The sequence below is a fragment of the Pseudomonas sp. Sample_22 genome, assembly GCF_004307635.1.
GTDB lineage: Bacteria > Pseudomonadota > Gammaproteobacteria > Pseudomonadales > Pseudomonadaceae > Aquipseudomonas.
In genome coordinates this window covers 49,908-73,603 of the sequence record NZ_RCNY01000084.1, presented here as the reverse complement: position 1 = coordinate 73,603, position 23,696 = coordinate 49,908, and the positions used below count along the sequence as shown (strand labels likewise).

At 58.5% G+C, this 23,696-nt stretch carries 24 protein-coding genes and 2 pseudogenes; 12 read left to right on the top strand and 14 right to left on the bottom strand.

Annotated elements, in window-relative coordinates:
* Window positions 1–7 precede the first annotated feature (7 nt).
* Window positions 8–2,074 (bottom strand): carbon starvation CstA family protein, encoded by a 2,067-nt coding sequence (locus tag D8U73_RS22700; protein ID WP_130905853.1) that lies wholly within the window; start codon window positions 2,072–2,074, stop codon window positions 8–10.
* A gap of 159 nt (window positions 2,075–2,233) precedes the next feature.
* Here D8U73_RS22700 and D8U73_RS22695 point away from each other — a divergent pair, with 159 nt between their 5' ends.
* On the top strand, window positions 2,234–2,602 hold the full coding sequence (locus D8U73_RS22695) for a PilZ domain-containing protein (protein WP_056855687.1): 369 nt from the start codon (window positions 2,234–2,236) through the stop codon (window positions 2,600–2,602).
* 46 nt (window positions 2,603–2,648) lie between these two features.
* On the opposite strand, the gene radA is transcribed toward D8U73_RS22695, so the two are convergent.
* Window positions 2,649–4,016, bottom strand: a complete 1,368-nt coding sequence (gene radA / locus D8U73_RS22690; RefSeq protein ID WP_056855688.1) for a DNA repair protein RadA — start codon at window positions 4,014–4,016, stop codon at window positions 2,649–2,651.
* Window positions 4,017–4,681: 665 nt separating this feature from the next.
* Here radA and mscL point away from each other — a divergent pair.
* Entirely contained in the window at window positions 4,682–5,095 is a 414-nt protein-coding gene (gene mscL, locus D8U73_RS22685; protein WP_056855689.1) for a large-conductance mechanosensitive channel protein MscL, read from the top strand.
* A gap of 44 nt (window positions 5,096–5,139) precedes the next feature.
* Here the strand turns inward: mscL and D8U73_RS22680 are convergent, their stop codons facing one another.
* On the bottom strand, window positions 5,140–5,916 hold the full coding sequence (locus D8U73_RS22680; protein ID WP_130905852.1) for a ferredoxin--NADP reductase: 777 nt from the start codon (window positions 5,914–5,916) through the stop codon (window positions 5,140–5,142).
* A gap of 322 nt (window positions 5,917–6,238) precedes the next feature.
* On the opposite strand from D8U73_RS22680, the gene D8U73_RS22675 reads away from it, so the two are divergent.
* Together D8U73_RS22675 and D8U73_RS22670 are read left to right on the top strand one after the other, a co-directional pair.
* The gene (locus tag D8U73_RS22675) at window positions 6,239–6,970 is read left to right on the top strand and encodes an autoinducer binding domain-containing protein (protein WP_130905851.1); all 732 of its coding nucleotides are present in this window, start codon (window positions 6,239–6,241) and stop codon (window positions 6,968–6,970) included.
* A 163-nt stretch (window positions 6,971–7,133) separates the two neighbouring features.
* Window positions 7,134–8,258: a methyltransferase gene (locus D8U73_RS22670; RefSeq protein ID WP_056855692.1), complete on the top strand. Its 1,125-nt coding sequence runs from the start codon at window positions 7,134–7,136 to the stop codon at window positions 8,256–8,258.
* A gap of 26 nt (window positions 8,259–8,284) precedes the next feature.
* Here the strand turns inward: D8U73_RS22670 and D8U73_RS22665 are convergent, their stop codons facing one another.
* The 3 genes from D8U73_RS22665 to D8U73_RS22655 all read right to left on the bottom strand — a co-directional run bounded on the left by D8U73_RS22665 (window position 8,285) and on the right by D8U73_RS22655 (window position 10,986).
* Window positions 8,285–8,452: a DUF2474 domain-containing protein gene (locus tag D8U73_RS22665; RefSeq protein ID WP_081504875.1), complete on the bottom strand. Its 168-nt coding sequence runs from the start codon at window positions 8,450–8,452 to the stop codon at window positions 8,285–8,287.
* Window positions 8,453–8,538: 86 nt separating this feature from the next.
* Window positions 8,539–9,546: a cytochrome d ubiquinol oxidase subunit II gene (gene cydB / locus D8U73_RS22660; RefSeq protein ID WP_130905850.1), complete on the bottom strand. Its 1,008-nt coding sequence runs from the start codon at window positions 9,544–9,546 to the stop codon at window positions 8,539–8,541.
* Window positions 9,547–9,549: 3 nt separating this feature from the next.
* The gene (locus D8U73_RS22655; RefSeq protein WP_056855694.1) at window positions 9,550–10,986 is read right to left on the bottom strand and encodes a cytochrome ubiquinol oxidase subunit I; all 1,437 of its coding nucleotides are present in this window, start codon (window positions 10,984–10,986) and stop codon (window positions 9,550–9,552) included.
* Between the two features lie 362 nt (window positions 10,987–11,348).
* On the opposite strand from D8U73_RS22655, the gene D8U73_RS22650 reads away from it, so the two are divergent.
* The 3 genes and pseudogenes from D8U73_RS22650 (at window position 11,349) to D8U73_RS22640 (ending at window position 13,261) form a co-directional block, all read left to right on the top strand.
* On the top strand, window positions 11,349–12,587 hold the full coding sequence (locus tag D8U73_RS22650; protein ID WP_056855892.1) for an MFS transporter: 1,239 nt from the start codon (window positions 11,349–11,351) through the stop codon (window positions 12,585–12,587).
* 85 nt (window positions 12,588–12,672) lie between these two features.
* Window positions 12,673–12,951, top strand: a pseudogene (locus D8U73_RS22645) (type II toxin-antitoxin system RelE/ParE family toxin).
* A 13-nt stretch (window positions 12,952–12,964) separates the two neighbouring features.
* Entirely contained in the window at window positions 12,965–13,261 is a 297-nt protein-coding gene (locus tag D8U73_RS22640) for a HigA family addiction module antitoxin (protein ID WP_056855696.1), read from the top strand.
* Here the strand turns inward: D8U73_RS22640 and D8U73_RS22635 are convergent.
* From D8U73_RS22635 to D8U73_RS22625, 3 genes are all read right to left on the bottom strand, one after another.
* Entirely contained in the window at window positions 13,258–13,809 is a 552-nt protein-coding gene (locus D8U73_RS22635) for a DJ-1 family glyoxalase III (protein WP_056855697.1), read from the bottom strand. The two genes, D8U73_RS22640 and D8U73_RS22635, sit on opposite strands and share 4 nt — an antisense overlap.
* A gap of 67 nt (window positions 13,810–13,876) precedes the next feature.
* The gene (locus D8U73_RS22630) at window positions 13,877–14,326 is read right to left on the bottom strand and encodes a DUF4879 domain-containing protein (protein ID WP_056855698.1); all 450 of its coding nucleotides are present in this window, start codon (window positions 14,324–14,326) and stop codon (window positions 13,877–13,879) included.
* On the bottom strand, window positions 14,323–14,514 hold the full coding sequence (locus tag D8U73_RS22625; protein ID WP_130905849.1) for a hypothetical protein: 192 nt from the start codon (window positions 14,512–14,514) through the stop codon (window positions 14,323–14,325). The genes D8U73_RS22630 and D8U73_RS22625 overlap by 4 nt, the downstream gene beginning before the upstream one ends.
* 32 nt (window positions 14,515–14,546) lie before the next feature.
* On the opposite strand from D8U73_RS22625, the gene D8U73_RS22620 reads away from it, so the two are divergent.
* Window positions 14,547–15,842: an NCS2 family permease gene (locus D8U73_RS22620; protein ID WP_056855699.1), complete on the top strand. Its 1,296-nt coding sequence runs from the start codon at window positions 14,547–14,549 to the stop codon at window positions 15,840–15,842.
* Complete coding sequence (gene trmA, locus D8U73_RS22615; protein WP_130905848.1) at window positions 15,839–16,918, top strand: tRNA (uridine(54)-C5)-methyltransferase TrmA; 1,080 nt, start codon at window positions 15,839–15,841, stop codon at window positions 16,916–16,918. Before D8U73_RS22620 ends, trmA begins: the two co-directional genes overlap by 4 nt.
* 52 nt (window positions 16,919–16,970) lie before the next feature.
* Here trmA and D8U73_RS22610 read toward each other — a convergent pair whose 3' ends face one another.
* The 3 genes and pseudogenes from D8U73_RS22610 to D8U73_RS22600 all read right to left on the bottom strand — a co-directional run bounded on the left by D8U73_RS22610 (window position 16,971) and on the right by D8U73_RS22600 (window position 18,257).
* Complete coding sequence (locus D8U73_RS22610; protein WP_130905847.1) at window positions 16,971–17,417, bottom strand: DUF2442 domain-containing protein; 447 nt, start codon at window positions 17,415–17,417, stop codon at window positions 16,971–16,973.
* Window positions 17,414–17,841: pseudogene (locus tag D8U73_RS22605) on the bottom strand (DUF4160 domain-containing protein). The gene D8U73_RS22610 and the pseudogene D8U73_RS22605 overlap by 4 nt, the downstream one beginning before the upstream one ends.
* A gap of 212 nt (window positions 17,842–18,053) precedes the next feature.
* Window positions 18,054–18,257, bottom strand: coding sequence for a 4-oxalocrotonate tautomerase family protein (locus D8U73_RS22600; protein WP_056855703.1), 204 nt, complete (start codon window positions 18,255–18,257; stop codon window positions 18,054–18,056).
* A gap of 108 nt (window positions 18,258–18,365) precedes the next feature.
* Here D8U73_RS22600 and D8U73_RS22595 point away from each other — a divergent pair, with 108 nt between their 5' ends.
* The 3 genes from D8U73_RS22595 to D8U73_RS22585 all read left to right on the top strand — a co-directional run bounded on the left by D8U73_RS22595 (window position 18,366) and on the right by D8U73_RS22585 (window position 20,717).
* Complete coding sequence (locus tag D8U73_RS22595; RefSeq protein WP_130905846.1) at window positions 18,366–19,277, top strand: LysR family transcriptional regulator; 912 nt, start codon at window positions 18,366–18,368, stop codon at window positions 19,275–19,277.
* A 139-nt stretch (window positions 19,278–19,416) separates the two neighbouring features.
* Complete coding sequence (gene aroQ, locus D8U73_RS22590; RefSeq protein WP_130905845.1) at window positions 19,417–19,866, top strand: type II 3-dehydroquinate dehydratase; 450 nt, start codon at window positions 19,417–19,419, stop codon at window positions 19,864–19,866.
* A complete protein-coding gene (locus D8U73_RS22585) occupies window positions 19,863–20,717 on the top strand; it encodes a shikimate dehydrogenase (RefSeq protein WP_130905844.1) in 855 nt (284 codons plus the stop codon). Before aroQ ends, D8U73_RS22585 begins: the two co-directional genes overlap by 4 nt.
* A gap of 36 nt (window positions 20,718–20,753) precedes the next feature.
* Here D8U73_RS22585 and D8U73_RS22580 read toward each other — a convergent pair whose 3' ends face one another.
* Entirely contained in the window at window positions 20,754–21,431 is a 678-nt protein-coding gene (locus D8U73_RS22580) for a TetR/AcrR family transcriptional regulator (protein ID WP_130905843.1), read from the bottom strand.
* A gap of 102 nt (window positions 21,432–21,533) precedes the next feature.
* Window positions 21,534–23,435: a 3-dehydroshikimate dehydratase QuiC gene (gene quiC / locus D8U73_RS22575; RefSeq protein WP_056855707.1), complete on the bottom strand. Its 1,902-nt coding sequence runs from the start codon at window positions 23,433–23,435 to the stop codon at window positions 21,534–21,536.
* Between the last annotated feature and the right edge of the window lie 261 nt (window positions 23,436–23,696).

Here is a 23,696-nt window from a genome sequence, read left to right as displayed (position 1 = left end):
TCCTCGATTACGCATCCGGCAATGCCTGGAAGGGCGACTCTTTATCCGTGCGTTCTTTTTTACCCCAGGCGGCGATGCCGACCTTGAGCGCATAGAACAGGATGCTGAACACCACGAACAGGAACAGCGCAGTCAGCGTTGCGTTGGTGTAGGCGTTGAAGATCACGTGCTGCATCTGAGTGATGTCCTTGGCCGGGGCGAGGATCTGGCCGTTGGCCAGGGCATCGCTGTATTTTTTCGCCAGGGCCAGGAAGCCGATCGCCGGGTTGGCGTCGAACAGCTTGATGAAGCCCGCCGTCGTGGTGCAGATCAGCAGCCACACTGCCGGCAACATGGTGACCCAGACATAACGCTGGCGTTTCATTTTGATCAGCACCACGGTGCCGAGCATCAGCGCGATACCGGCCAGCATCTGGTTGGAGATACCGAACAGCGGCCACAAGGTGTTGATGCCACCCAATGGGTCGATCACGCCCTGATACAACAACCAGCCCCACATCGCCACACAACCGGCAGTGGCGATCAGGTTGGCAGTCCAGGATTCGGTGCGCTTCAGCGCCGGCACGAACGAGCCGAGCAAGTCCTGCAGCATGAAACGACCGGCACGGGTACCAGCGTCTACCGCCGTGAGGATGAACAGCGCCTCGAACAGGATCGCGAAGTGGTACCAGAACGCCATGGTGTTTTCACCCGGCAGCACGCTGTGCAGGATCTGCGCGATACCGACGGCCAGGGTTGGTGCACCGCCGGCACGGGCCAGGATGGTGGTTTCACCGATGTCATGGGCCACCGCTTGCAGCGCTTCGGGAGTAATTGCAAAGCCCCAGTTGCTGACCGCCGTCGCCACGGACACGACATCACTGCCAACCACAGCCGCCGGGCTGTTCATGGCGAAGTACACCCCTGGCTCGATCACCGAAGCGGCGACCATCGCCATGATTGCCACGAACGACTCCATCAACATGCCGCCATAACCGATGTAACGGGCATTGACTTCGTTATCGAGTAGTTTCGGCGTGGTGCCGGAAGCAATCAGCGAGTGGAAACCCGATACCGCGCCACAGGCGATGGTAATGAACAGGAACGGGAACAGGCCGCCCTTCCACACCGGTCCAGTGCCATCGACGAACTGGGTCAGCGCCGGCATTTTCAGCTCTGGCATGGTCACCAGAATACCGATGGCCAGGGCAACGATGGTGCCGATTTTGAGGAAGGTCGACAGGTAGTCACGCGGCGCCAGGATCAGCCACACCGGCAACACTGCCGCGACGAAACCGTAGCCGATCAGCATCCAGGTAATTTGCACGCCAGTGAAGGTAAAGGCCTTGGCCCACACCGGGTCAGCGGCGATTTCTCCTCCAAGCCAGATCGAACCCAGCAGCAACAGCACGCCGATGACCGAGATCTCACCGATGCGGCCCGGGCGGATGTAGCGCATGTAAATGCCCATGAACATCGCGATCGGGATGGTCGCCATCACCGTGAAGATCCCCCACGGGCTCTCGGCCAAGGCTTTGACGACGATCAGCGCCAACACGGCGAGGATGATGATCATGATCAGGAAGCAGCCGAACAGCGCGATGGTGCCAGGAATGCGGCCCATTTCTTCACGGACCATGTCACCCAGCGAACGACCGTTGCGGCGGGTGGACATGAACAGGACCATGAAGTCCTGAACGGCACCGGCCAGCACCACGCCGGCGATCAGCCACAGCGTGCCAGGCAGATAGCCCATCTGCGCCGCCAGCACCGGACCGACCAGCGGTCCCGCGCCAGCAATGGCCGCAAAGTGGTGACCGAAAAGGATGTGTTTGTTGGTCGGCACATAGTCCAGACCATCATTGTTGAGTACGGCGGGGGTGGCCCGTCGCGGGTCGAGTTGCATCACATTGTTGGCGATAAACAGACTGTAGTAGCGGTACGCGACCAGATAGATGGCCACAGCAGCGACCACAATCCACAAGGCATTGATTGCCTCACCTCGGCGCAATGCCACTACACCCAGAGCGCACGCCCCTACGATTGCCAGCACCAGCCAGGGTAAATGGCGTAGCAGGCTATTATTATTTTTCATTTTATTATTCCAGCCAGAGTGGACAAGAAAGACAGCCACGTCGAGTTTAGCTCTCCTGACGGCAAAGACCATAGCCAACATTGGTCTAGAGCCCTTGTCCTGGCTGGCAGGTTTCAACGATGCGGGTCTATAGTCAGCGAACATCAAGAGGATTGCGCCATGAGCGAACACCCCGCCGACCGCCGTCGCTTCAAACGCATCGCCTTCGATGCCAGGACTGAGCTGAGCCAAGGCGAGTACATCTGGCCGGTAAAGCTGATCGACCTGTCGCTCAAAGGGCTATTGATCGAACGCCCTGAACCTTGGCTGGGTGATGCGACGCAGGACTTTTTCGTCGACATTCATCTGAGCGATGACATCGATATCGAGATGGATGTGCAGCTGGCCCATGAAGAAAACGGCCAGTTAGGGTTTGTCTGCCGGCACATCAGCCTGGAATCCATTGAGCGCCTGCGGCGACTGATTGAGCTGAACCTCGCAGACGAGGCTGAGCTTGAACGAGAGCTGGGTGCCCTGATTACGCCATGACAGCACCCCGTGAGAGCGGGCAAGCCCGCCCTCTCAGAATCAAAGACTATTCAAACAGTGCGTCGAGCGCCTGCTCCAGGCGGGTGACGGCAATGATCTGCAACCCCGCTGGCGCTTCCTTCGGCGCATTGCCCTTGGGCACGATTGCCCGCTTGAACCCGTGCTTGGCAGCCTCTTTCAAGCGCTCCTGACCGCTGGGCACCGGTCGCACTTCGCCGGACAGGCCGACCTCGCCGAATACCAGCAAATCGTGAGGCAGCGGCCGGTTGCGCAAACTGGACATGACTGCCGCCATCAACGCCAGGTCAGAGGCGGTTTCCAACACTTTCACGCCGCCGACGACGTTGAGGAACACATCCTGGTCATGGGTCGGAATGCCGCCATGTCGGTGCAACACCGCCAGCAACATCGCCAAACGATTTTGGTCCAGGCCCAGGGTAACGCGCCGCGGATTGGCCAAATGGCTGTCATCCACCAGCGCCTGAACTTCTACCAGCATCGGCCGGGTGCCTTCCCACGTCGCCATGACCACACTGCCTGGCACTTCTTCCTGAGCTCGAGTCAGAAAAATCGCCGATGGGTTGGAGACTTCTTTCAAGCCCTTGTCCGTCATGCCGAACACACCCAGTTCGTTGACCGCACCGAATCGGTTTTTCACCGCTCGCAACAAGCGCAGACGGCCATCGGACTCGCCTTCGAAATACAACACGGTATCGACCATGTGCTCCAGCACACGCGGGCCGGCCAGAGCTCCTTCCTTGGTGACATGGCCCACCAGGAAAATCGCCGTGCCGCTCTGCTTGGCATAACGCACCAGCAGGGCCGCGCTTTCACGCACCTGGGACACACCGCCCGGCGCGGATTGCAACTGCTCGGTGAAAATCGTCTGGATCGAGTCGATCACCATAACCTTGGGCTTCTCGAGGCGCGCCGTGGCGATGATGGTTTCGATGCAGGTTTCGGTCATGACCCGCAATTGATCCTGGGGCAAGCCAAGACGACGGGCACGCATGGCCACTTGCTGCTGGGATTCTTCCCCCGTGACGTACAGGGCCGGCATGCTTTTGGCGAGGTTGCACAGGGTTTGCAGGAGGATGGTCGATTTGCCGATGCCCGGATCACCGCCGATCAACACCACCGAACCGTCGACGAGGCCGCCGCCCAACACCCGGTCCAGTTCACTGGAGGCGGTGGAAAAGCGCGGGATCTCCTCGACGCTGACTTCGGCCAGGGTTTTGATCTGCGCCTGCTGACCGGTCCAGCCCGTGCGTCCGCTGGGTGCCGCCGCCCCGCCGCTTTCCACCATGGTTTCAGTCAGCGTATTCCAGGCACCACACTCGCCACACTGGCCGGCCCATTTCGGGAAGGTTGAGCCGCACTCGGTGCAGCCGTACATGCGCTTGGCCTTGGCCATCTGAACTCCCGGCAAAAATCGCGATGATAGCTCAGGTGGCGGCGATCAGTGCGATGCTGTTGTCGGAATGAATCAGCGATCGTATCTGACTGTTCCGAGAGTGAGGGGGGCAGGCAAATATCATCACTTACATTAAATAAAGCTGTGAACGGTACACACACTTCCAATCCAAACGCCTTTAACAACCTGTACAAACTATCCGAAATAAATACCAGCCCCCCTAATCAACCGTCATTAAAACTTGTACAACACTTAACCGCTTTAAATCTGAGCGTACAATTTTCAACAAAAATGCAATCAAAAACCCCCATCAATAACCACACACTTATAACGGATAAGTTTTTACATCAAGCCTTCGAAACTCCGAGCGGATTGATCCAACCAAACCGTCAGTCCTTTATTGTTATGAAGTGTAAAACGATCATCAGAATAGCGGCTGATATTGATTCGCCACCAACCTTTTGTTCACACTGATTACTGCATCATCAGTCCACAAAGCCTGATCCAGAAAGCTCAAGCCATCCGGTGGCAGGCAAGGCTCGCTAAAACTTTTCGCCGTCGGTCCGGTCGATTGCAGGCGAGCATCGTAAGCAGTTGTTTCGGGCAGGAAGCATTTGGCTGATTTACACTGCGTTCACCAACTCATCTGTAACAAGGAAATACCTATGGGCGTGCTTAACGAGTTCAAGGCCTTCGCGGTCAAAGGCAATGTGATCGACATGGCCGTCGGTATCATTATCGGCGCCGCTTTCGGCAAGATTGTGTCGTCGTTCGTCGGTGATGTGATCATGCCTCCCATCGGGCTGCTGATCGGCGGGGTGGACTTCAGTGACCTGGCCATTACGCTCAAGGCCGCGCAGGGCGACGTCCCGGCGGTGGTGTTGGCGTACGGCAAATTCATTCAGACACTGATCGACTTCATCATTGTCGCTTTCGCGATCTTCATGGGCGTCAAGGCCATCAACCGTCTCAAGCGCGAAGAAGCTGTTGCCCCGACCCTGCCGCCGGTTCCGACCAAGGAAGAAGAGCTGCTGGGTGAGATTCGCGACCTGCTCAAGGCGCAGAACAGACAGCCCTGATTATTCGCAAACAAAAACGGCGCCCCTCGAGGCACCGTTTTTTTTTACCAGAAATTCTCCACCGCCACCTGCCCGGGGCGGCGGCTGAGGCTTAAATGCATATCGCGCTGTTTGAGCAATTTGCGTGTGTCATCGATCATTTGCGGGTTACCGCAGAGCATGACCCGCGAATGCTCAGGCGTCAGCGCCACCCCGGCTGCGCGTTCCAATTCGCCGTTTTCGATCAGCGTGGTAATGCGGCCGTTGAGCGCGGCTGGGTGCAACTCGCGCGTGACAGTGTTGATGAGCTGCAGTTTGTGTGCAAACTCCTCCAGATACTCGCGTTGGGCCAGCCCCGCGATCAGCTCCTGATACGCCAGCTCGCGGGATTCGCGCACGCTATAGACCAGGATGATGCGTTCGAATTTCTCCCAGACTTCAAAGTCCTGCAGGATCGACAGAAACGGCGCAATTCCAGTCCCCGTGGATAACAGCCACAGATCACGCCCATCGACAAATCGGTCGAGGGTCAGGTAACCGAAGGCCTGACGGTCGACCAGCAACGTGTCGCCTACCCCCAGTCGACTCAGTTCGCTGGTGAACTCGCCTCCCGGAACGACGATGGAAAAGAACTCCAGAAACTCGTCATGGGGCGATGACACCATGGAATAGGCTCGCCAGACTGTGCTGCCATCGGCCTTGGTCACGCCCAGTCGGGCGAACTGGCCTGCACGAAAACGAAACCCGGCGTCCCTTGTCGACCGAAGCGTGAACAGGTTCGGGGTCAATGGCTGGACGTCGAGCAAGGTCTGGCGGGTAAATTTTTCTTCACTGGCTGTCATTGGGACGCTCCATTCAACAGACGCTCCCAGTGTCGCGCAAATAGACCGGCAGAAACACCGATGGTTTGTGGTGCCTTTAAGGTGAAAACAACTTGTTCAATTGAATTCAGTTCGCCCAGCACAACTAACTGCTCGGTTAATTGATGATATTAAAATCAACATACTTAAACGTCAGTCGCGTTATAGAACCAGACACATGTTTAAAACTGGTTTAGCCAAGCAAAAAAATCTCAACACGATGTAAGAATCATCCTACACTTCCACTCGCGCCGATCGCTTGGATCCAAAGCGCCCACACGCGAGTTCATATATGGAGCCGATAATGGAACGGTGGAAGGAGCTACAACTCATTCAGTTATCCAACACAACGGATATGGATAGCGCCTATCGGGTTGCGTTGAGTTTCGCAAAAAATATCGGGTACAAATTTTGTGCTTTTTCAGCAAGTTGCTTACCGGTGAATGATCAATTTCAACCTGTGCAATTGAACAATTACTCTAAGCAATGGAACAGTGAATATGAACACACAAAGTTCAGTTTGATTGATCCGGTAATAGCACATTGCAATCAATCCACGCTGCCCATCCTGTGGACCGAGGAACTCTTCCATGACGTGCCATGGATATGGGACACCATGGAGCAACAGGGAATGCAGCATGGTTGGTCACAAGCCGTTCATAACGAGGACAGTGGCTTGTGCTCTATCTTGAGTCTTGCCAGAAGTCATTGCCCGATCAGTGCGTGGGAGCTGTACGAAAACCTCGGTTTCTCGGTATTCATCGGCAATCATTTACACAAACTAATGCTGGAGGCGATGCCCAAAGCTGCCAAGAGGCCCCAAACCCCGCATCTGACGCCACGGGAAGTCGACGTGCTGAAATTGGCGGCCGATGGCAAGACAGCCTACGAAAGCGCGAGGATTCTCAACCTCAGTGCACGGACGATCAACTTCCATGTACAGGAAGCCATCCGCAAACTCGGGGTCAATAACAAAATTTCGGCCGTGATTGCCGCTGTCAAGGAAGGCTATCTGACTGGCGACGCGATTCGCTGAAGCGAAAACCTGCGAGTAATCGGATACAAAAAACCGTACCATTCGCGGTCCCTCCCGAGTGTTTTGCCGTGTGATTTTTCCACAACGCAGGCCACTCGGCCGGCCCGCCGCCAAGTTGCCCAAGGGCCGCGGGATACCCGTTGATTACCCAGAGCCCCGCCCCATGCCTTTGCTCGAAACACCTTTTGCCAGCCTTGACCTGATTCGTCAGCCCGAACAGCAGAATGAACCGCTGCAAGCCTTCGATGCAGCCGACGAATACCTGCTCAACCATCTGGCTGAGCAGCAGCCCTCGATCGATACACGGGTGCTGGTGTTGAACGATAGTTTCGGCGCGTTGGCAGCCAGTCTGGCGGGCAAGGTCAACGTGGTCAGCAGCGGTGATTCGTTCCTGGCTTTGCAAGGGTTGGAAAAGAATCTGGCCCGCAATGGTCAGGCATTTGACGCAGTGCCACATGTGCCGGCCAGTGAAATCGTTGCAGGGCCATTCGACCGGGTGTTGATCCGGGTACCGAAGACACTGGCATTGCTGGAGGAGCAGTTGATCCGCCTGCAGGGCCAACTCGCGCCCGGTGCCCAAGTGATCGCCGCAGCCATGATCAAACACCTGCCGCGTGCGGCCGGCGACTTGCTCGAACGCTACATTGGCCCTGTGCAAGCTTCGTTGGCGGTTAAAAAAGCCCGGCTACTGATTGCCACTGCTCAAGCAATGGCACCTGCAACATCGCCCTACCCGACGCGCTATCGGCTTGACGAACCGGCCATTGAATTGCTCAACCACGCGAACGTGTTCTGTCGCGAAGGGCTGGACATCGGCACGCGGGCATTTCTGCCGCACTTGCCGAAGAATCTCGGTACGGCGCGCGTGGCCGACCTCGGTTGCGGAAACGGTGTGCTGGCGATTGCCAGTGCTCTGCAAAACCCTGACGCCCATTACACCTTGGTGGACGAGTCGTTCATGGCGGTGCAATCGGCTGCCGAGAACTGGCAGGCAGCATTGGGCGAGCGCGATGTCATCGTGCGTGCCGGCGACGGGTTGGCCGGACAGGAACCTCAGTCGCTGGACGTGGTGCTGTGTAATCCGCCGTTTCACCAGCAACAAGTGGTGGGCGACTTCCTCGCCTGGCGAATGTTCCAGCAAGCCCGGGAGGCGCTGGTCGTCGGGGGGGCGCTGTACATTGTCGGCAATCGTCACCTGGGTTATCACAGCAAACTTGCGCGTCTGTTCCGAGGTGTGGAGCAAGTGGCGGCCACGCCGAAGTTCGTGATCCTCAAGGCGCGCAAGTAACCCCAAAAAGCTTCCGGGTGCGGATGTCAGTGAGTGCTCAGACCGGCGGCGTTCATGAACATCCGCATCAGGCTGGCGACGATGAACAGCGCACCGACGCTGCCGGCCCAGATCATGGCCAACCAGCCGAGCCGCTGCCACAGCGGTTTTTTTTCGGCTTCTTCGATGTCGTGCAGGGAATGTTTGCCGGACATGATTCAATTTCTCCAGTAAGGGTGGATGGCGTCTGTGATGACGCCATCGCGAGCAGGCTCGCTCTTACAATTTTTCGCACTGCGCCCTAGTGATAACCATCTTCATGGGTGACCTTGCCGCGGAACACGTAGTAGCTCCAGAAGGTGTAACCCAGGATAAACGGAATGATGAACAGCGTACCCACCAGCATGAAGCCCTGGCTCTGCGGTGGTGCAGCGGCGTCCCAGATCGAGATCGACGGCGGTACGATGTTCGGCCACAGACTGATGCCCAAGCCGCTGTAACCGAGAAAGATCAGCACCAGCGTCAGCAGGAACGGCGTGTAGTGCGCATTGCGCGCCACCGCGCGAATCAGGCCGTACAAGGTCACCAGCACCAGGATCGGCACCGGCAGGAACCAGAACAGGTTCGGCAGGGTGAACCAGCGGGCTGCGATCTCGGCATGGGCCAGCGGCGTCCAGATACTGACGATACCGATTACCGCCAACAACACGAACGCCAAGGGCCGCGCCAGGTCATGCATCTGTTCCTGCAATTTCCCTTCGGTCTTCATGATCAGCCAGGTGCAACCGAGCAATGCATAAGCCACCACCAACGCTGCGCCGCAGAACAGGGTGAACGGTGTCAGCCAGTCCAGTGAGCCACCGGCGAATTGCCGATTGACCACTGGCAAGCCATCGATGAACGCCCCCAATGCCACGCCCTGGAAAAACGTCGCGGCAATCGAACCGCCGATGAAGGCCTTGTCCCACAAGTGACGTTTGTCGTCCTTGGCCTTGAAGCGGAACTCGAACGCCACGCCGCGGAAAATCAACCCGACGAGCATGAAGATCAGCGGCAGATACAACGCCGAGAGCACCACCGAATAGGCCAGCGGGAAGGCGCCGAACAACGCCGCACCGCCCAGCACCAGCCAGGTTTCGTTGCCGTCCCAGACGGGCGCGACGGTGTTCATCATCACGTCACGGTCGGTCTTGCCGGGAATGAACGGGAAAAGAATGCCGATCCCCAGATCGAAGCCATCCATGACCACGTACATCATGATGCCGAAGATGATGATCACGGCCCAGATCAGCGGAAGATCAATACCCATGATTCAAATCTCCTTGGTCACGGTGCGGTCGGCATCGGAATGCTCATCGTCGGCTGCGGACAGCGGCCGCGCCGGGGTGCGTTTCTGGCCAGGACCACCGTCGTTGGTTTCCTTGCCTTCATCGATCTTCGGCCCTTTGCGCACCAGGCGCATCATGTAGCCCAGGCCCGCGCCAAACAGCGCGAAATACACCACGACGAACAGGATCAGGGTGATGCTCATCTGCATGAAGCTGTGATTGGAGGACGCGTCCGCCGTGCGCATCAGCCCGTAGACCACCCACGGCTGGCGTCCGATTTCAGTAGTGAACCAACCGGCGAGGATTGCGATCAGCCCGGACGGCCCCATCCACAACGCCAGGTACAGGAACGGTCGCGAGGTATAGAGTTTGTCGCGCTTGCGCAGCCACAGGCTCCACAAACCGGTGAAGATCATCAGCATGCCCAGGCCAACCATGATCCGGAACGACCAGAACACGATGGTCGAATTCGGCCGGTCTTCGGGCGGGAAATCCTTGAGCGCTGGCACTTGTTTATCCAGCGAGTGGGTCAGGATCAAGCTGCCCAGGTACGGTATCTCGACCGCAAACTTGGTCCTCTCTTCTTTCATGTCCGGCCAGCCGAACAGAATCAGCGGCGTTGCCTCGTCGCCTTTGTTTTCCCAGTGGCCTTCGATCGCGGCAATTTTCGCGGGCTGATGTTCCAGCGTGTTGAGGCCGTGGAAATCGCCAATGACCGCCTGGATCGGCGCCACGATCAGCGCCATCCACATCGCCATCGAAAGCATGGTACGGATCGCCGGGTTGTCCTTGCCGCGCAGCAAATGCCAGGCCGCCGAAGAGCCGACGAAGAACGCCGTGGCAACGAAGGCCGCCGTCGCCATGTGCATCAGGCGATAAGGGAACGAAGGGTTGAAGATCACCGCCAGCCAGTCGGTTGGAATCACCTGGCCGTTGATGATTTCAAAGCCCTGCGGTGTTTGCATCCAGCTGTTGGACGCAAGAATCCAGAACGTCGAAATCAGCGTGCCGATGGCGACCATGACCGTCGAGAAGAAGTGCAAGCCGCGCCCGACCTTGTTCCAGCCGAACAGCATGACCCCGAGGAACCCGGCTTCCAGGAAGAACGCCGTGAGCACTTCGTACGTCAGCAACGGTCCGGTGACCGACCCGGCGAAATCCGAAAAACGGCTCCAGTTGGTGCCGAACTGATAAGCCATCACCAGCCCGGAGACCACCCCCATGCCGAAGTTGACCGCAAAGATCTTCGACCAGAAATGGTAGAGGTCCCGATAGGTGTCGTTGTTGGTTTTGAGCCACAAGCCTTCGAGTACAGCCAGGTAACTCGCCAGGCCAATGGTGATGGCCGGAAAAAGGATGTGAAACGAAATGGTGAACGCGAACTGAATTCGGGCGAGATCAAGTGCCTCTAAACCGAACATAAGTCTTCCTCTGTCAGGTATTACGGCTGCTGGCTGGAAGCCTGCATCCACGGGTCCCACGGGTATGGAGTGCGGCGAATTCAAATTCGTTCTTTTTTTTACAGGCATCGCAACGCAGGGATTCTGGCCAATCAATTCCCTTCGCAGGGCGTTGATCTGGATCAAGCAACGTTGAAAGAGTAGTCCCAATTTCGGCGATGAACTGCGTGGCCGTTTGCCGCGTGACAAGTTGCCTCATGGCGTTCGAGATCGGCTGCCTCAGCAAAATCGATGTCTGGCTAATGAAATTTTCAGGCGTGGCAACTTCCTGTTACAGGTTGGTGATAACCTCGCCCTTCCCCTATTCCAAGATTTGCCCGCAGATGCCCAGCCAAGCGCCCTTGCTGTTACGTCACCATCGCCCTTTCCTCGCGTTCTGGCTGGCCCGGGTGTTTACCGCCAGCGGTTTCCAAATGCTTACCGTGGCCATTGGCTGGAACCTGTACCAGTTGACCGGCAACGTGCTCGATCTGGGACTGGTGGGGCTGGTGGAATTCGCACCTCGCGTACTGTTCATGCTGCACACCGGGCATGTCGCAGACCGCTACGACCGACGCAAAGTCGCCGCCATCTGCCAATCGCTCCAGGCGCTGATCGCCCTGTCGCTGGCCATTGGCAGCGCGACGGATCATGTCACCCGGGAGATGATCTTCATCCTCGCCTTCCTGCTGGGAGCCGCCCGCTCCTTTGAGATGCCGACCACCCAGGCCCTGCTCCCGAGCATTGTGCCCAGCGCCTTGTTTCCCCGGGCGGTAGCCGCCGCGCAATCGGCCCAGCAATCGGCAACCATCGTCGCCCCGGCCCTCGGCGGTCTGCTCTATGCCTTTGGCAGCGTGTGGGTGTATGGCCCGACGGTGGTCCTGTACATCATCGCTTGCGCATTGATGCTCAATTTGCCCGCTCGGCAAACACCGCTGAACAAGGGTAAGGCGACGCTGGATTCGTTGCTGGCGGGGATCCGCTTCATTCGCAGTCGCCCGGATATCCTCGGGGCCATTTCCCTGGACCTGTTCGCTGTGCTGCTGGGCGGTGCGACAGCGCTGTTGCCGGTGTTCGCCAAGGACATTCTGCTGACCGGCCCGTGGGGCCTGGGCCTGCTGCGCTCAGCTCCGGCGGTGGGTGCGCTGCTGATGTCGCTGTTCCTGGCGCGATTTGCCGTGGAGCGCAACGTCGGGCGGGTGATGTTTACAGCCGTGGGCGTATTTGGCGTGGCAACCATTGCCTTCGGCCTGTCGACCTCGTTCTGGTTTTCCCTCGCCGTGCTGGTGGTATTGGGCGCGGCCGACATGATCAGCATGGTGATCCGCGCCTCGTTCGTTCAACTGGAAACCCCGGACGAAATGCGCGGCCGGGTCAGTGCGGTGAACGGGCTGTTCATCGGGGCCTCAAACCAGTTGGGCGAATTCGAGTCGGGCCTGACCGCCCATTGGTTCGGTACGGTTCCGGCGGTGGTCATGGGGGGAATAGGCACGCTGCTGGTCACCGGGACCTGGATCAAACTATTCCCGACCCTGGCCAATCGTGACCGCATGCATGTGCCAAAGGAAGAGGTGAAAGTCTGAAGCAGTCATCCATCACAGTTTTGCCGACCATGTGCAATACATAGATACCGCATAAAGTGTAATGTATCGCCTTACACTTTTTTCCATGATCAAATCCTTCCAGCACAAAGGCCTTCGTGTCTTCTATGAAACGGGTTCGACTCGCGGAATTCGAGCCGATCATGCAAAGCGTCTGGCTCGCATCCTGTAGTTCATGGATCGCGCCATGGTCCCTGACGACCTCAACCTACCGGGATGGCGATTGCATCCGCTGAAGGAAGGATTGGCCGAGTACTGGTCCCTGAGTGTCTCAGGGAACTGGCGAGTCGTTTTTCGATTTATCGGCACAGATATCGAACTGGTCGATTATCTGGATTACCACTGACAGGAGGCAGGACATGCCCATGCACAACCCGCCGCACCCTGGTGAAACACTTTTGATGGATGTATTGCCCGAGTTGGGAATCAGCGTCGCGCAGTTAGCCCGGCACCTCGGGTTCGCACGCCCACATTTGTCGCGAGTATTGCATGGGCATGCGCCGATCAGTCCGGACCTCGCTGTACGCCTGGAGCGGGCGGGGATTGGTAAGGCGCGGACATGGCTAGGGGTTCAGACCGACTACGATCTCTGGCAGGCTGAGCATCGTGAGCAACCGCTCATCAAACCCATCGGCATTCACGCTGATGCTGTCTAAACCAGCAACTCCCCCGCCACAGCCGTTCGCGTGGCTTTGCCGCAAAGCTGTTCCACCAGTGTCAGAGCAAACGCCAACGCTGCGCCCGAACCTTGGGCGGTGATGCAATTGCCGTCGACCACCACCGGTTGATCGACGAAATTGCAACCTGACAGTTGATGGCTGACGGAGGGCAGGCACGTCATGCGCCGCTGACGCAGCACACCGAAAGTTTGCAGGGCAACCGCGGGCGCTTCGGCGATACCCGCAAATAGCCGACCGGCCGTAGCCTGGTCCTTGATCAACTGTTGCAGTGGCTGATGGCCAGCCAGGTGTTGCGTGCCCACGGCACCGCCTGGCAGCACGATCAGATCGAAAGGCTGGGCGAGCAAATCCACCAGCATGGCATCAGCGGTCAGGCGTGTACCGCGCGCGCAGGTCAGCATGCGCCGGCCTTCGATGCTGGCGACCACCACTTCCACCTTGGCGCGGCGCAGTACATCGATCAGGGTGACGGTCTGCAGGTCATCGGTGCCCTCGGCGAGGGTAATCAAGGCTCGAAAGGTCATGGGAACAATCCACAGGAGGGTTCTTAAAGCGTAGTCAGCTTTCCCTACCCTTGTTCGAGGCTTGCCGTTACTTGATGTAAAGCTGTGTCGACATCGTGTTGCCCGGCGCGTTGATCGACGTGTTGCTGTACGTAAAGGTACCTTCCTGCTTGCCCGCCAGGCTGAAGATGTACAAATTGCCAACGATTTTCGTGCGTTGTGAACAATCCGTCAGGTTGCCGTTTTCATAGGCGCAGACTGGCGTGCGGGTGCCATTCACCTCGAAGCCATCCAGAGCAGCATGGGGCTGGCTGCGACCGTAGCCCACTTCCAGCACGTAGATCCTGATGTTCGGGCCACTGTGATTGCAGCGGGTCTGGATCTGTCCCTGCTCAATGGTTTCAAAACCACATTGAGGCGACTCGACCTTGAGCACCTTCACTTCGGTCAACGGCGGTGCCGAGGCCGCCGAGGCGCTTTGTGCCGCCAACAGCAACGCCATCCCGATAGCGGACAAGATCGACAGACACTTTTTCATCCAATAGCCACCCCAATAAACCAGCGCGCAGTATGGCTGGTTTGGGTGAAACGCAAAACATCGACGACGATCACCGCCATAAGCAGCCATAACGCTGTGCTACTGGTATGATGCGCGGCTTTTTCCGACCCACAGAAAAATCCCAGGCGCTTGCAGCGGTCTGTGCTTTGCTGTTGAAGTCGATACATTCACGGCGCCGGGCGCGCCACGGGGAGCAGGCATGCTGGAAAGGCTGTTTCAACTCAAGGCACATAACACCAACGTACGCACCGAGATCCTGGCGGGCGTTACGACCTTCCTGGCCATGGCCTACATTCTGTTCGTCAACCCGAGCATTCTCGGCGAGACCGGCATGGACAAGGGCGCGGTGTTCGTCGCGACTTGCCTGGCTGCCGCCATCGGCTCGACGACCATGGGCCTGATCGCCAACTACCCGATCGCCCTTGCACCGGGCATGGGTCTGAACGCCTTCTTCACCTACACCGTGGTCCTGCACATGGGCCACACCTGGCAAGTGGCGCTGGGCGCGGTGTTCATCTCGGCGGTGTGCTTCTTCCTGCTGTCGATCTTCCGCATCCGGGAATGGATCATCAACAGCATCCCGCTGCCGCTGCGCTCGGCGATCGCCGCCGGTATCGGCCTGTTCCTGGCGTTGATCGCCCTGCACAACGCCGGCATCGTGGTCAGCAACCCGGCGACCATGGTCGGCCTCGGTGACCTCAAGCAACCGGCTCCGATCCTCGCCACCATCGGCTTCGCCCTGATCGTCGCCCTTGAGGCGCTTGCCGTGCGTGGCGCAGTGCTGATCGGCATTCTGGTGGTGACCATCGTTTCCATCGTCATGGGCTTCACCCCGTTCGGCGGCGTGATGTCGATGCCTCCGTCGCTTGCTCCGACCTTCCTGCAACTGGACATCAAGGGCGCGCTGGACATCGGTCTGGTCAGCGTGATTTTCGCCTTCCTGTTCGTCGACCTGTTCGATAACTCCGGCACTCTGATCGGCGTCGCCAAGCGCGCCGGCCTGATGGGCAAGGACGGCCACATGCCGAAAATGGGCCGTGCGCTGATCGCCGACAGTACGGCCGCGATGGCCGGCTCGCTGCTGGGCACCTCGACCACCACCAGCTACATCGAATCCGCCGCGGGAGTGAGTGCCGGTGGCCGCACTGGCCTGACCGCCATCGTCGTGGCCATCCTGTTCCTGCTGGCGCTGTTCTTCTCGCCGCTGGCTGCCAGCGTTCCGGCATTCGCCACCGCACCGGCCCTGCTGTTCGTCGCCGTGCTGATGACTTCCGGCCTGGCCGAAATAGACTGGGACGACATTACCGTCGCCGCGCCAGTGGTGATCACCGCGCTGGCCATGCCGTTCACTTATTCCATCGCCAATGGCATCGCCTTCGGTTTCATTGCCTGGACCGCCATCAAGCTGATGTCCGGTCGCGGCCGCGAGCTGAACCCGGCGCTGGTGATCCTGTCGATTCTGTTCGTGATCAAGCTGGGTTGGTTCAACGCATGACTTTTGATTCCCAGGCCTACGCCGTTCAGCTCGAAGACAAGGTCACGCGCTTGCGTGACCTGCTGGCCCCGTTCGATGCGCCACAGCCGAGCGTTTTCGACTCGCCGCTGCAGAACTTCCGTCTGCGTGCCGAATTCCGCCTGTGGCGTGAAGCCGGTGAGCGTCACTACGCGATGTTTTCCCAGGAAGACAAACGCACGCCGATCCTGATCGAAGAATTCCCGATTGCCAGCCTGCGCATCAACCAGTTGATGCCGCAGCTCAAGGCTGCGTGGCAGGCCAGTGCGGCACTGAGCCACAAGCTGTTCCAGGTGGAGTTCCTGACCACCCTGGCCGGCGATGCGATGATCACCCTGTGCTATCACCGTCCACTGGACGAACACTGGCATGCAGCGGCTTCGAAGCTCGCGGCCGACCTGAACGTCAGCATCATCGGTCGCTCCAAGGGCAAGCGTGAAGTCATCGGCCACGATTACGTGGTCGAGAAGCTGGAAGTCGGCGGCCGCACGTTCAGCTATCGCCAGCCTGAAGGCGCGTTCACTCAGCCCAACGGCACGGTGAACCAGAAGATGCTCAACTGGGCATACGATGCGCTGGGCGATCGCCCGGACGATTTGCTCGAGCTGTATTGCGGCAATGGCAATTTCACCCTGCCGCTCGCGACCCGCGTACGCAAAGTGCTGGCCACCGAAATCAGCAAGACTTCAGTGAACGCTGCTTTGAGCAATCTCAGCGAAAACGCTGTGGATAACGTCACTCTGGTGCGACTGTCCGCCGAAGAGCTGACCGAAGCCCTCAACGAAGTGCGGCCGTTCCGCCGCCTGCACGGCATCGACCTCAAGAGCTACGAATTCGGCAGTGTGTTCGTCGACCCGCCCCGCGCCGGCATGGACCCGGACACCTGCGAGCTGACCCGGCGCTTCGACAACATCCTCTACATCTCCTGCAACCCGCAAACCCTCGCGGCCAACATCGCCCAACTGCACGACACGCATCGCATCACTCAATGCGCGATGTTCGACCAGTTCCCGTGGACCCATCACATGGAATCCGGAGTGTTGTTGACCCGGCGGTGAGTGCTGCAGTGATACAAAACAGCCGTCAGTACGACGGCTTTTTTGTGCGTGCTCAATCGGTGGCATCTGCCTTGCGCGGACGCCCGCCCTTACGGCCATTCGCCCGCGCAGCCTCGGCTTTGGCGGCGCTGCTCTGGCGGCCATTCCGCGAGGCAATGACCGAGGCGGCCATGTCCATCAACGGCTTGCTTGCGCTAATCATTCCGGCGATGGAAACGTGTAGATCCTTGCCTTCATGGCAGAGAGCAGTCCCGGAAAAGCCGACTTTCAGATCCGCGAAATCCTCGACAACAAACTCATCGAATTCCGGATAGTGCTGTACGGGTAACAGCACGCCACTTCCATCTATGAAACTGATCGCCAGACAAGGTTCTACATAAGTCACCGAAGTCGCCCGCAAACCGTTTTTGTGGCGCACTTGCCCACGCTGGATGGCTTCATCCCGCACCGCATCGGTTACGGACCGATCAGCCAGCGTTCCTGCCCGTATCGTTTTCATAGCTGAATCTCCACGCCCTCTGGAACGCCAATCAGCGCCAGCAGGGTCTTATTCGTCTCAGGCTCGTAGCAAGCCGAGCCAATCATCCCTGTCGTACTCGCGATCCTTTTTACCAACACGACTTCGCTGGTTTGCCAGTCCCAGATCTGATGATCGAGGCACACCGTGTGCAACTTTTCCCACCAGATACACCGAGCGCGGCGCATATGAGCGGGTTGTTCGAGCGCATGACGCAAGCCTTCCAGTACCGACACCGGTGGCCTGCGTGAATGAGGATTCACGTCCCACAGCTCGACACTGTTGTGCCAGAAGCTGAATTTGAAGCGCGCACTCCAGGTTCCTGCATCCACATGTGCATGCGGTGGGCATGTTCATCGCGCAACATGATCACCATTGACAACCCTTTGTAGCTGAACAATCTCATGCTAACCCATCCGTTAGGTTAATGAATCCGAAGACTCGACTTTCCCTGAAAATCCGACCGCTGGCGCTGAGCATCGAATTGGCAATGCATCTCAGAGACTAGTGCGCAGATCCACTTCAGACTTGATGGGTAGAGTTGGAAATCGTAAGCATTCCTTTCCATGCACCCACAAAAGCCGCCTTGATGACGGCTTGTTTTGTAAGCGAGATCAATCAGCCTGGCTGTTTACGTTGTTCGGTCACCGTGAGTCCGGCATGCCCCCAATTATCGGTGTCGACTTCCTCGATGACGATGTGAGTCCATTCTGGAGGCTTGCCGAGAACCCGCTGCAGGGTTTCGGTGATTTCCGCGATAACCTGGGCTTTTTGCTCCGAGGTAACGCCCTCACGGGTGATACGCACGCTGACGAAAGGCATGGCGCTGCTCCTGATCGTTGATTAACGAAGGCTTATCACTTTATTTGTACAATCGAGCCTGCTAAACAGTTTGCAAAATACTTTATCTGATCCCCGGTGTAACCAATCATGCAGCGACAATTCGACGATCTACAGTTGGGCAGCATCGAGCTGTTTTGTCTGGCCGCCGAGGCCGGCAGCTTCACGGCTGCGGCGCTGGTGGCGGGCGTCACGCCGGCTGCGGTGAGCCGCTCGGTGTCGCGCATGGAAGAGCGTCTGGCCGTGCGACTGTTTGCGCGCACCACCCGCAGCGTCAAACTGACCGACAGCGGCCGACGCTACTACGAGGAATGCCGACAGGCACTGGCCCAGTTGGTAGAAGCCCAGCGCGAAGTCATGGGCCAACAGCAAGTGCCGTCCGGCACGCTGCGTATCAGCATCCCGACCACTTACGCCCACCATCGGATCCTGCCGCTGATGCCGGCCTTTCGTGCGCGTTTTCCGGCGGTGAAGGTCGAGTCGCACATCAGCAATCGCAATATCGACTTCGTCGGCGAGGGCTACGACCTGGCCATTCGAGTGCGGGCGATTCCGGATTCCGGTTTGATCGCCCGGCCGTTAGAGGACGCCGAGCTGGTGATGATTGCCAGCCCCGAGTACCTCAAGCACGCCGGCACGCCCCAAACCCTCGACGATTTGCAGCAGCACGAATGCATCCAATACGAACTGCCCAGCAGTGGTCGGCGCATTGCCTGGCTGTTCAATGACAACGGTGATCAACGCGAGATTCTGGCGGAGGGCAATTTCGTTTGCTCCGATGATGTACTGGGCGGCGTGACCCTGGCAAAACATGGCGCCGGTCTGTTCCAGACCTATCGCTTCATCGTCGAAAAAGAATTGGCCGAAGGCTCCTTGGTAGAAGTGCTCAAGCCATACGGAGGACGCTCGCGACCGTTTACGTTGCTGTATCCGCAAAGCCGACATATGCCACTGCGGTTACGGGCGTTTATCGACTTTCTGGTAGAGCATTTGCCCCGCTGATCGCGAAAGCGTCCGATCACCGCACACATTAAGCCAGGGAGCTGTCGCTTCAATTGACCGAATTAACCATCTAGTACAATTTATCTCCACAGGTCGAAACCTACGGCCAAAGCCAAAAATAATAAGTGGAGATATTTTGATGGCCCCCATCATTCTGGTGCTCAACGGCCCGAATCTGAACCTGCTCGGCACTCGCGAACCGGCCACCTACGGCCACGAAACCCTGGCTGATATTTCTGCTCTGTGCGGTCGTGCCGGCGAAGAATTCGGCCTGAAGGTGGAGTTTCGCCAGACCAATCATGAAGGCGAATTGCTCGACTGGATTCACGCCGCCCGCGGCCGCTGCGCCGGGATCGTGATCAACCCGGCTGCCTGGACTCACACGTCGGTAGCGATTCGCGACGCGTTGGTCGCCAGCGAGTTGCCGGTGATTGAAGTCCACCTGTCCAACGTCCACGCCCGTGAAGCCTTCCGCCACCACTCCTTTGTGTCAGCCATTGCCACGGCGGTGATGGCGGGTTTTGGCAGCCATGGCTATCGCCTGGCGCTTGAACACTTCAGCCAACGTTTGAAAGGGTCAGCATCGTGAGCCAGAACAAAGCGGTATTGGCCGGACTGATCGGCGCCGGCATCCAGGCTTCGCGCACCCCGACATTGCACGAGCATGAAGGCGACGCCCAAGGCTTGCGTTATCTCTATCGCCTGATCGACCTCGATCAGTTGCAACTCGACTGCAATGCCCTGTCCGACCTGTTGCTGGCCGCTGAACGGATGAATTTCACCGGGCTGAATATTACGTTCCCGTGCAAGCAGGCAATCATCCCGCTGCTCGACGAATTGTCGCCGGAAGCCCGCGGCATCGGCGCGGTAAACACTGTGGTGCTCAAGGATGGCAAACGCATCGGCCACAACACCGATTGCCTGGGTTTTGCCGAGGGATTTCGCCGAGGCTTGCAAGGTGTAGCCGTCGAGCGCGTGGTGCAGATGGGCGCCGGTGGTGCGGGTGCGGCGGTGGCCCACGCGCTATTGAGTGAAGGCGTACAACAGCTGAGTATTTTCGATGTGGAAATCAGCCGCGCCCAGAGCCTGGCTGACAATCTCAATCAACATTTTGGCAGCGGTCGCGCAGTGGCCGGTCATGACCTGGCGCTGGCTCTGGGCGAGGCCAACGGCCTGGTGAATACCACGCCGATGGGCATGAAAAAGCTGCCGGGGATGCCGGTGCCGGTGGAGTTGCTACGTGCTGAATTGTGGGTGGCGGAAATTGTGTATTTCCCATTGGAAACCGAACTGCTGCGCAACGCCCGCGCGCTGGGTTGCCGGACACTCGATGGCGGCAACATGGCAGTGTTCCAGGCGGTGAAGGCATTTGAGTTGTTCAGCGGCGTGGTGCCGGATGCGCAGCGAATGCTGGCGCATTTTCAGAGCATGAATGGTTGATCGGATCTGGCGAGGGGGTTAGCCCCCTCGCCCGCATCAGGCCTGCAGATACCGCAGGACCGACTCGCAGATCATCTCGCGATGGCGCTGCTTGATGCGTTCATCCGGCAGGTCTATCTGAAAGATCTCGCCAAAGGTATGACGGTTCGACACGCGATAGAAGCAGAACGAACTGATCAGCAAATGCACATCCAACGGATCAAGCCCCGTGCGGAACAGCCCTTGCTCGGCGCCGCGACGCAGAATCTCGCCCAGTGAATCGAGGATGGTGTTGTTCATCGCCTTGATGGCATCGGAGCGCTTCACATACTCGGCGTTGTGAATGTTCTCGATACTGACAATGCGCACGAAATCGACGTTGTGATCATGGTGATCGAAGGTGAATTCCACCAGGCGTCGAATCGCCTCTACCGGCGCCAGCTCAGTCAGGTGCAGGCGGTTTTCGGTGTTGCGGATATCGCCGTAGAGCTTTTCCAGCACTTCGACGTAGAGCTGTTCCTTACTGCCGAAGTAGTAATAGATCATGCGCTTGGAGGTGTGGATGCGCTCGGCGATCGCATCGACGCGAGCCCCGGACAGGCCTTGTTGAACGAACTCGACAATCGCTTCCTGAAGGATGTTCTCGCGGGTTTTTTCCGGGTTGTTCTTGCGACTCTTGCGCGGCTCGGCCAGGGGTTGCTCGGGCGCTGCGGAGAGTTCTGAGGTCATTGTCATTGCGGGCTCACGGCCATCACTGCACAGGCTGGCGATTATGAGCCGCGCCGCACAGCGAAGGAAGCCGTGCGGCAGCGGTTTGTCGGCGTGTTTACGATTTTCCTACAACTTTGCCTGGCGTACGGCGCCGCTTCGGGATTTGGCCATGGCGGCCAAACGCACTGCTACGTTGGCCGCGCCGTAACCGGCATAACCGTTCTTGCGCTGGATGATCTCGAAGAAGAAGCGTCCTTCGAACGGCTCGGTGTAGACGTGAAACAGCTCGCCACCCTGGGCATCACGGTCGTACAGCACGTTGTAATAGGCCAACTCGCTGAGAAACTCGTCGTCGAAATCGAAACGGGCTGCCAGGTCATCGTAGTAGTTGAGCGGGATATCCAGCAGCGGCACGCCTGCCTCTTTGGCGCGGCTGACCTGGGCGAAGATATCGTCGCAATCAAACGCAATGTGATGCACGCCGGAGCCGCGATAACTCGACAGTGCATGTGAGATGGCGGTGTTGCGGTTTTCGGAAATGTTCAGCGGCAAGCGAATCGAACTGTCGCGGCTGCGCAGTGCACGGCTTTTCACCAGGCCGTAGGGATCGGGCAGCACCACTTCGTCATCGGCTTCGAAGTCCAGCAGGCTCTTGTAGAACAACACCCAACTGTCGAGGCTGTCGGCCGGCAGCGCCATGGCCATGTGGTCGATGCGCTTGAGGCCGCCAGCGGTCTGCGCATCCGGGAACAGATTGAAGTCAGTGCCGTAGACGTCGGCCTGCTGGTCGACCAGGTAAATCAGGCTGCCGTCCGGCGCCCGCACGGCGGCCAGCTCCAGTTCGTTCGGCCCGACCAGCCCGCGATAGGGCTGGCCTTTGTAAGCCACGGCCCGGGCCAGCGCACTGGCGCTGTCCTTGACCCGCACGGCGGTGGCGCACAGTGACGGCCCGTGCGCCTCGAAGAAACTGTGGCCGAACGAGTACGGCTCGGAGTTGAGGATCAGGTTGATGTCGCCCTGGCGCAGCAGGCTGACGCTCTTGGAGCGATGCTGGCCTGCCTTGACGAAACCCAAACGCTCCAGCCAATGGGATAGCTTGGCGCCGAGGCTTTCGTCCACGGCAAATTCGAGAAACTCGATGCCGTTGTATTCGCTGGCCTTCGGTGTTTCGAACAGAATGTCGAGGTTGCTCGATGGCTTGGCTTGCTGTTCCAGGCGCTGGCGGGTTTTCTCTTCAAGGTAAAGCAACGAGCGCAGCCCGTCGGCAGCATTGGCCCGCGGCGGCGCGGCACGGAAACCGTCGTTGAAGATCTCCAGCGACAGCGGGCCGGTGTAGCCACTCTTGATGATCGGCGCGAGGAAGCCCGGCAGATCGAATTCACCCTGGCCCGGGAAGCACCGGAAATGTCGGCTCCACTCCAGCACATCCATGGCCAGGATCGGCGCGTCGGCCATTTGCACGAAGAAAATCTTGTCGCCGGGAATCTCGGCGATGGCGCTCGGGTCGCCCTTGAGCGACAGCGTATGGAAGCTGTCGAGCAACACCCCGAGGCTTGGATGATCCGCTTGGCGGACAATGTTCCACACCTGCTGCCAGGTGTTCACATGCCGGCCCCAGGCCAGCGCTTCGTAACCGATGCGCAGGCCTCGTGCGCCGGCGCGCTCGGCCAGCAAGCGCAAGTCATCGACCAGAATCTGTTCGTCACCCACAGAGTCAACCGAGGCGTTGCTGCACACCAGCACCAGGTCGGTGCCCAGTTCCTGCATCAGGTCGAACTTGCGCTCGGCCCTTTCCAGATTGCGCGACAAGCGGTCACGGCGGCAGCCTTCGAAATCCCGGAACGGTTGGAACAGGGTGATGGCGATCCCGAGATCGGCGCACATCTGTTTAATTTCCCGAGGGCTGCCGTCGTAGTAGAGAAGGTCGTTCTCGAAAATCTCGACACCGTCAAAACCGGCGGCGGCAATGGCTTCGAGTTTTTCCGGCAGGGTACCGCTCAAGGACACGGTGGCAATGGAACGCTGCATGTTTTCGACTCCTGGTGGAGGCTTCGGCTACAGGGAATTTGCGCCGCTTTTAATAGAGTGAGCGAATTATTGAGCGGGCCGGTGCATTGATCAATTCAAAGTGTACTACCCGGTTAGTTTTGCGTGCGATTATCGAACACAATGGCCGTTGGCGAATTGACGATTTTTTGTTCACTGCGCAACATCAATCCCACATTGAGGCCGGGTAACCAACCACCGGTCGCCGTGTTCAAAAAACTGTTCGACGACCCAGAACACTCA

Excerpts from the sequence above, each read along its gene's own strand:
- aroQ (WP_130905845.1), top strand. The coding sequence starts at position 19,417 with ATGGCCCCCATCATTCTGGTGCTCAACGGCCCGAATCTGAACCTGCTC.
- D8U73_RS22600 (WP_056855703.1), bottom strand. The coding sequence starts at position 18,257 with ATGCCTTTCGTCAGCGTGCGTATCACCCGTGAGGGCGTTACCTCGGAG.
- D8U73_RS22640 (WP_056855696.1), top strand. The coding sequence starts at position 12,965 with ATGCCCATGCACAACCCGCCGCACCCTGGTGAAACACTTTTGATGGAT.
- D8U73_RS22675 (WP_130905851.1), top strand. The coding sequence starts at position 6,239 with ATGGAACGGTGGAAGGAGCTACAACTCATTCAGTTATCCAACACAACG.
- D8U73_RS22700 (WP_130905853.1), bottom strand. The coding sequence starts at position 2,074 with ATGAAAAATAATAATAGCCTGCTACGCCATTTACCCTGGCTGGTGCTG.
- D8U73_RS22665 (WP_081504875.1), bottom strand. The coding sequence starts at position 8,452 with ATGTCCGGCAAACATTCCCTGCACGACATCGAAGAAGCCGAAAAAAAA.
- cydB (WP_130905850.1), bottom strand. The coding sequence starts at position 9,546 with ATGGGTATTGATCTTCCGCTGATCTGGGCCGTGATCATCATCTTCGGC.
- D8U73_RS22695 (WP_056855687.1), top strand. The coding sequence starts at position 2,234 with ATGAGCGAACACCCCGCCGACCGCCGTCGCTTCAAACGCATCGCCTTC.
- D8U73_RS22630 (WP_056855698.1), bottom strand. The coding sequence starts at position 14,326 with ATGAAAAAGTGTCTGTCGATCTTGTCCGCTATCGGGATGGCGTTGCTG.
- D8U73_RS22635 (WP_056855697.1), bottom strand. The coding sequence starts at position 13,809 with ATGACCTTTCGAGCCTTGATTACCCTCGCCGAGGGCACCGATGACCTG.
- mscL (WP_056855689.1), top strand. The coding sequence starts at position 4,682 with ATGGGCGTGCTTAACGAGTTCAAGGCCTTCGCGGTCAAAGGCAATGTG.
- quiC (WP_056855707.1), bottom strand. The coding sequence starts at position 23,435 with ATGCAGCGTTCCATTGCCACCGTGTCCTTGAGCGGTACCCTGCCGGAA.
- D8U73_RS22670 (WP_056855692.1), top strand. The coding sequence starts at position 7,134 with ATGCCTTTGCTCGAAACACCTTTTGCCAGCCTTGACCTGATTCGTCAG.
- D8U73_RS22610 (WP_130905847.1), bottom strand. The coding sequence starts at position 17,417 with ATGAAAACGATACGGGCAGGAACGCTGGCTGATCGGTCCGTAACCGAT.
- D8U73_RS22625 (WP_130905849.1), bottom strand. The coding sequence starts at position 14,514 with ATGTATCGACTTCAACAGCAAAGCACAGACCGCTGCAAGCGCCTGGGA.
- D8U73_RS22595 (WP_130905846.1), top strand. The coding sequence starts at position 18,366 with ATGCAGCGACAATTCGACGATCTACAGTTGGGCAGCATCGAGCTGTTT.
- trmA (WP_130905848.1), top strand. The coding sequence starts at position 15,839 with ATGACTTTTGATTCCCAGGCCTACGCCGTTCAGCTCGAAGACAAGGTC.
- D8U73_RS22580 (WP_130905843.1), bottom strand. The coding sequence starts at position 21,431 with ATGACAATGACCTCAGAACTCTCCGCAGCGCCCGAGCAACCCCTGGCC.
- D8U73_RS22655 (WP_056855694.1), bottom strand. The coding sequence starts at position 10,986 with ATGTTCGGTTTAGAGGCACTTGATCTCGCCCGAATTCAGTTCGCGTTC.
- D8U73_RS22620 (WP_056855699.1), top strand. The coding sequence starts at position 14,547 with ATGCTGGAAAGGCTGTTTCAACTCAAGGCACATAACACCAACGTACGC.
- D8U73_RS22680 (WP_130905852.1), bottom strand. The coding sequence starts at position 5,916 with ATGACAGCCAGTGAAGAAAAATTTACCCGCCAGACCTTGCTCGACGTC.
- D8U73_RS22650 (WP_056855892.1), top strand. The coding sequence starts at position 11,349 with ATGCCCAGCCAAGCGCCCTTGCTGTTACGTCACCATCGCCCTTTCCTC.
- radA (WP_056855688.1), bottom strand. The coding sequence starts at position 4,016 with ATGGCCAAGGCCAAGCGCATGTACGGCTGCACCGAGTGCGGCTCAACC.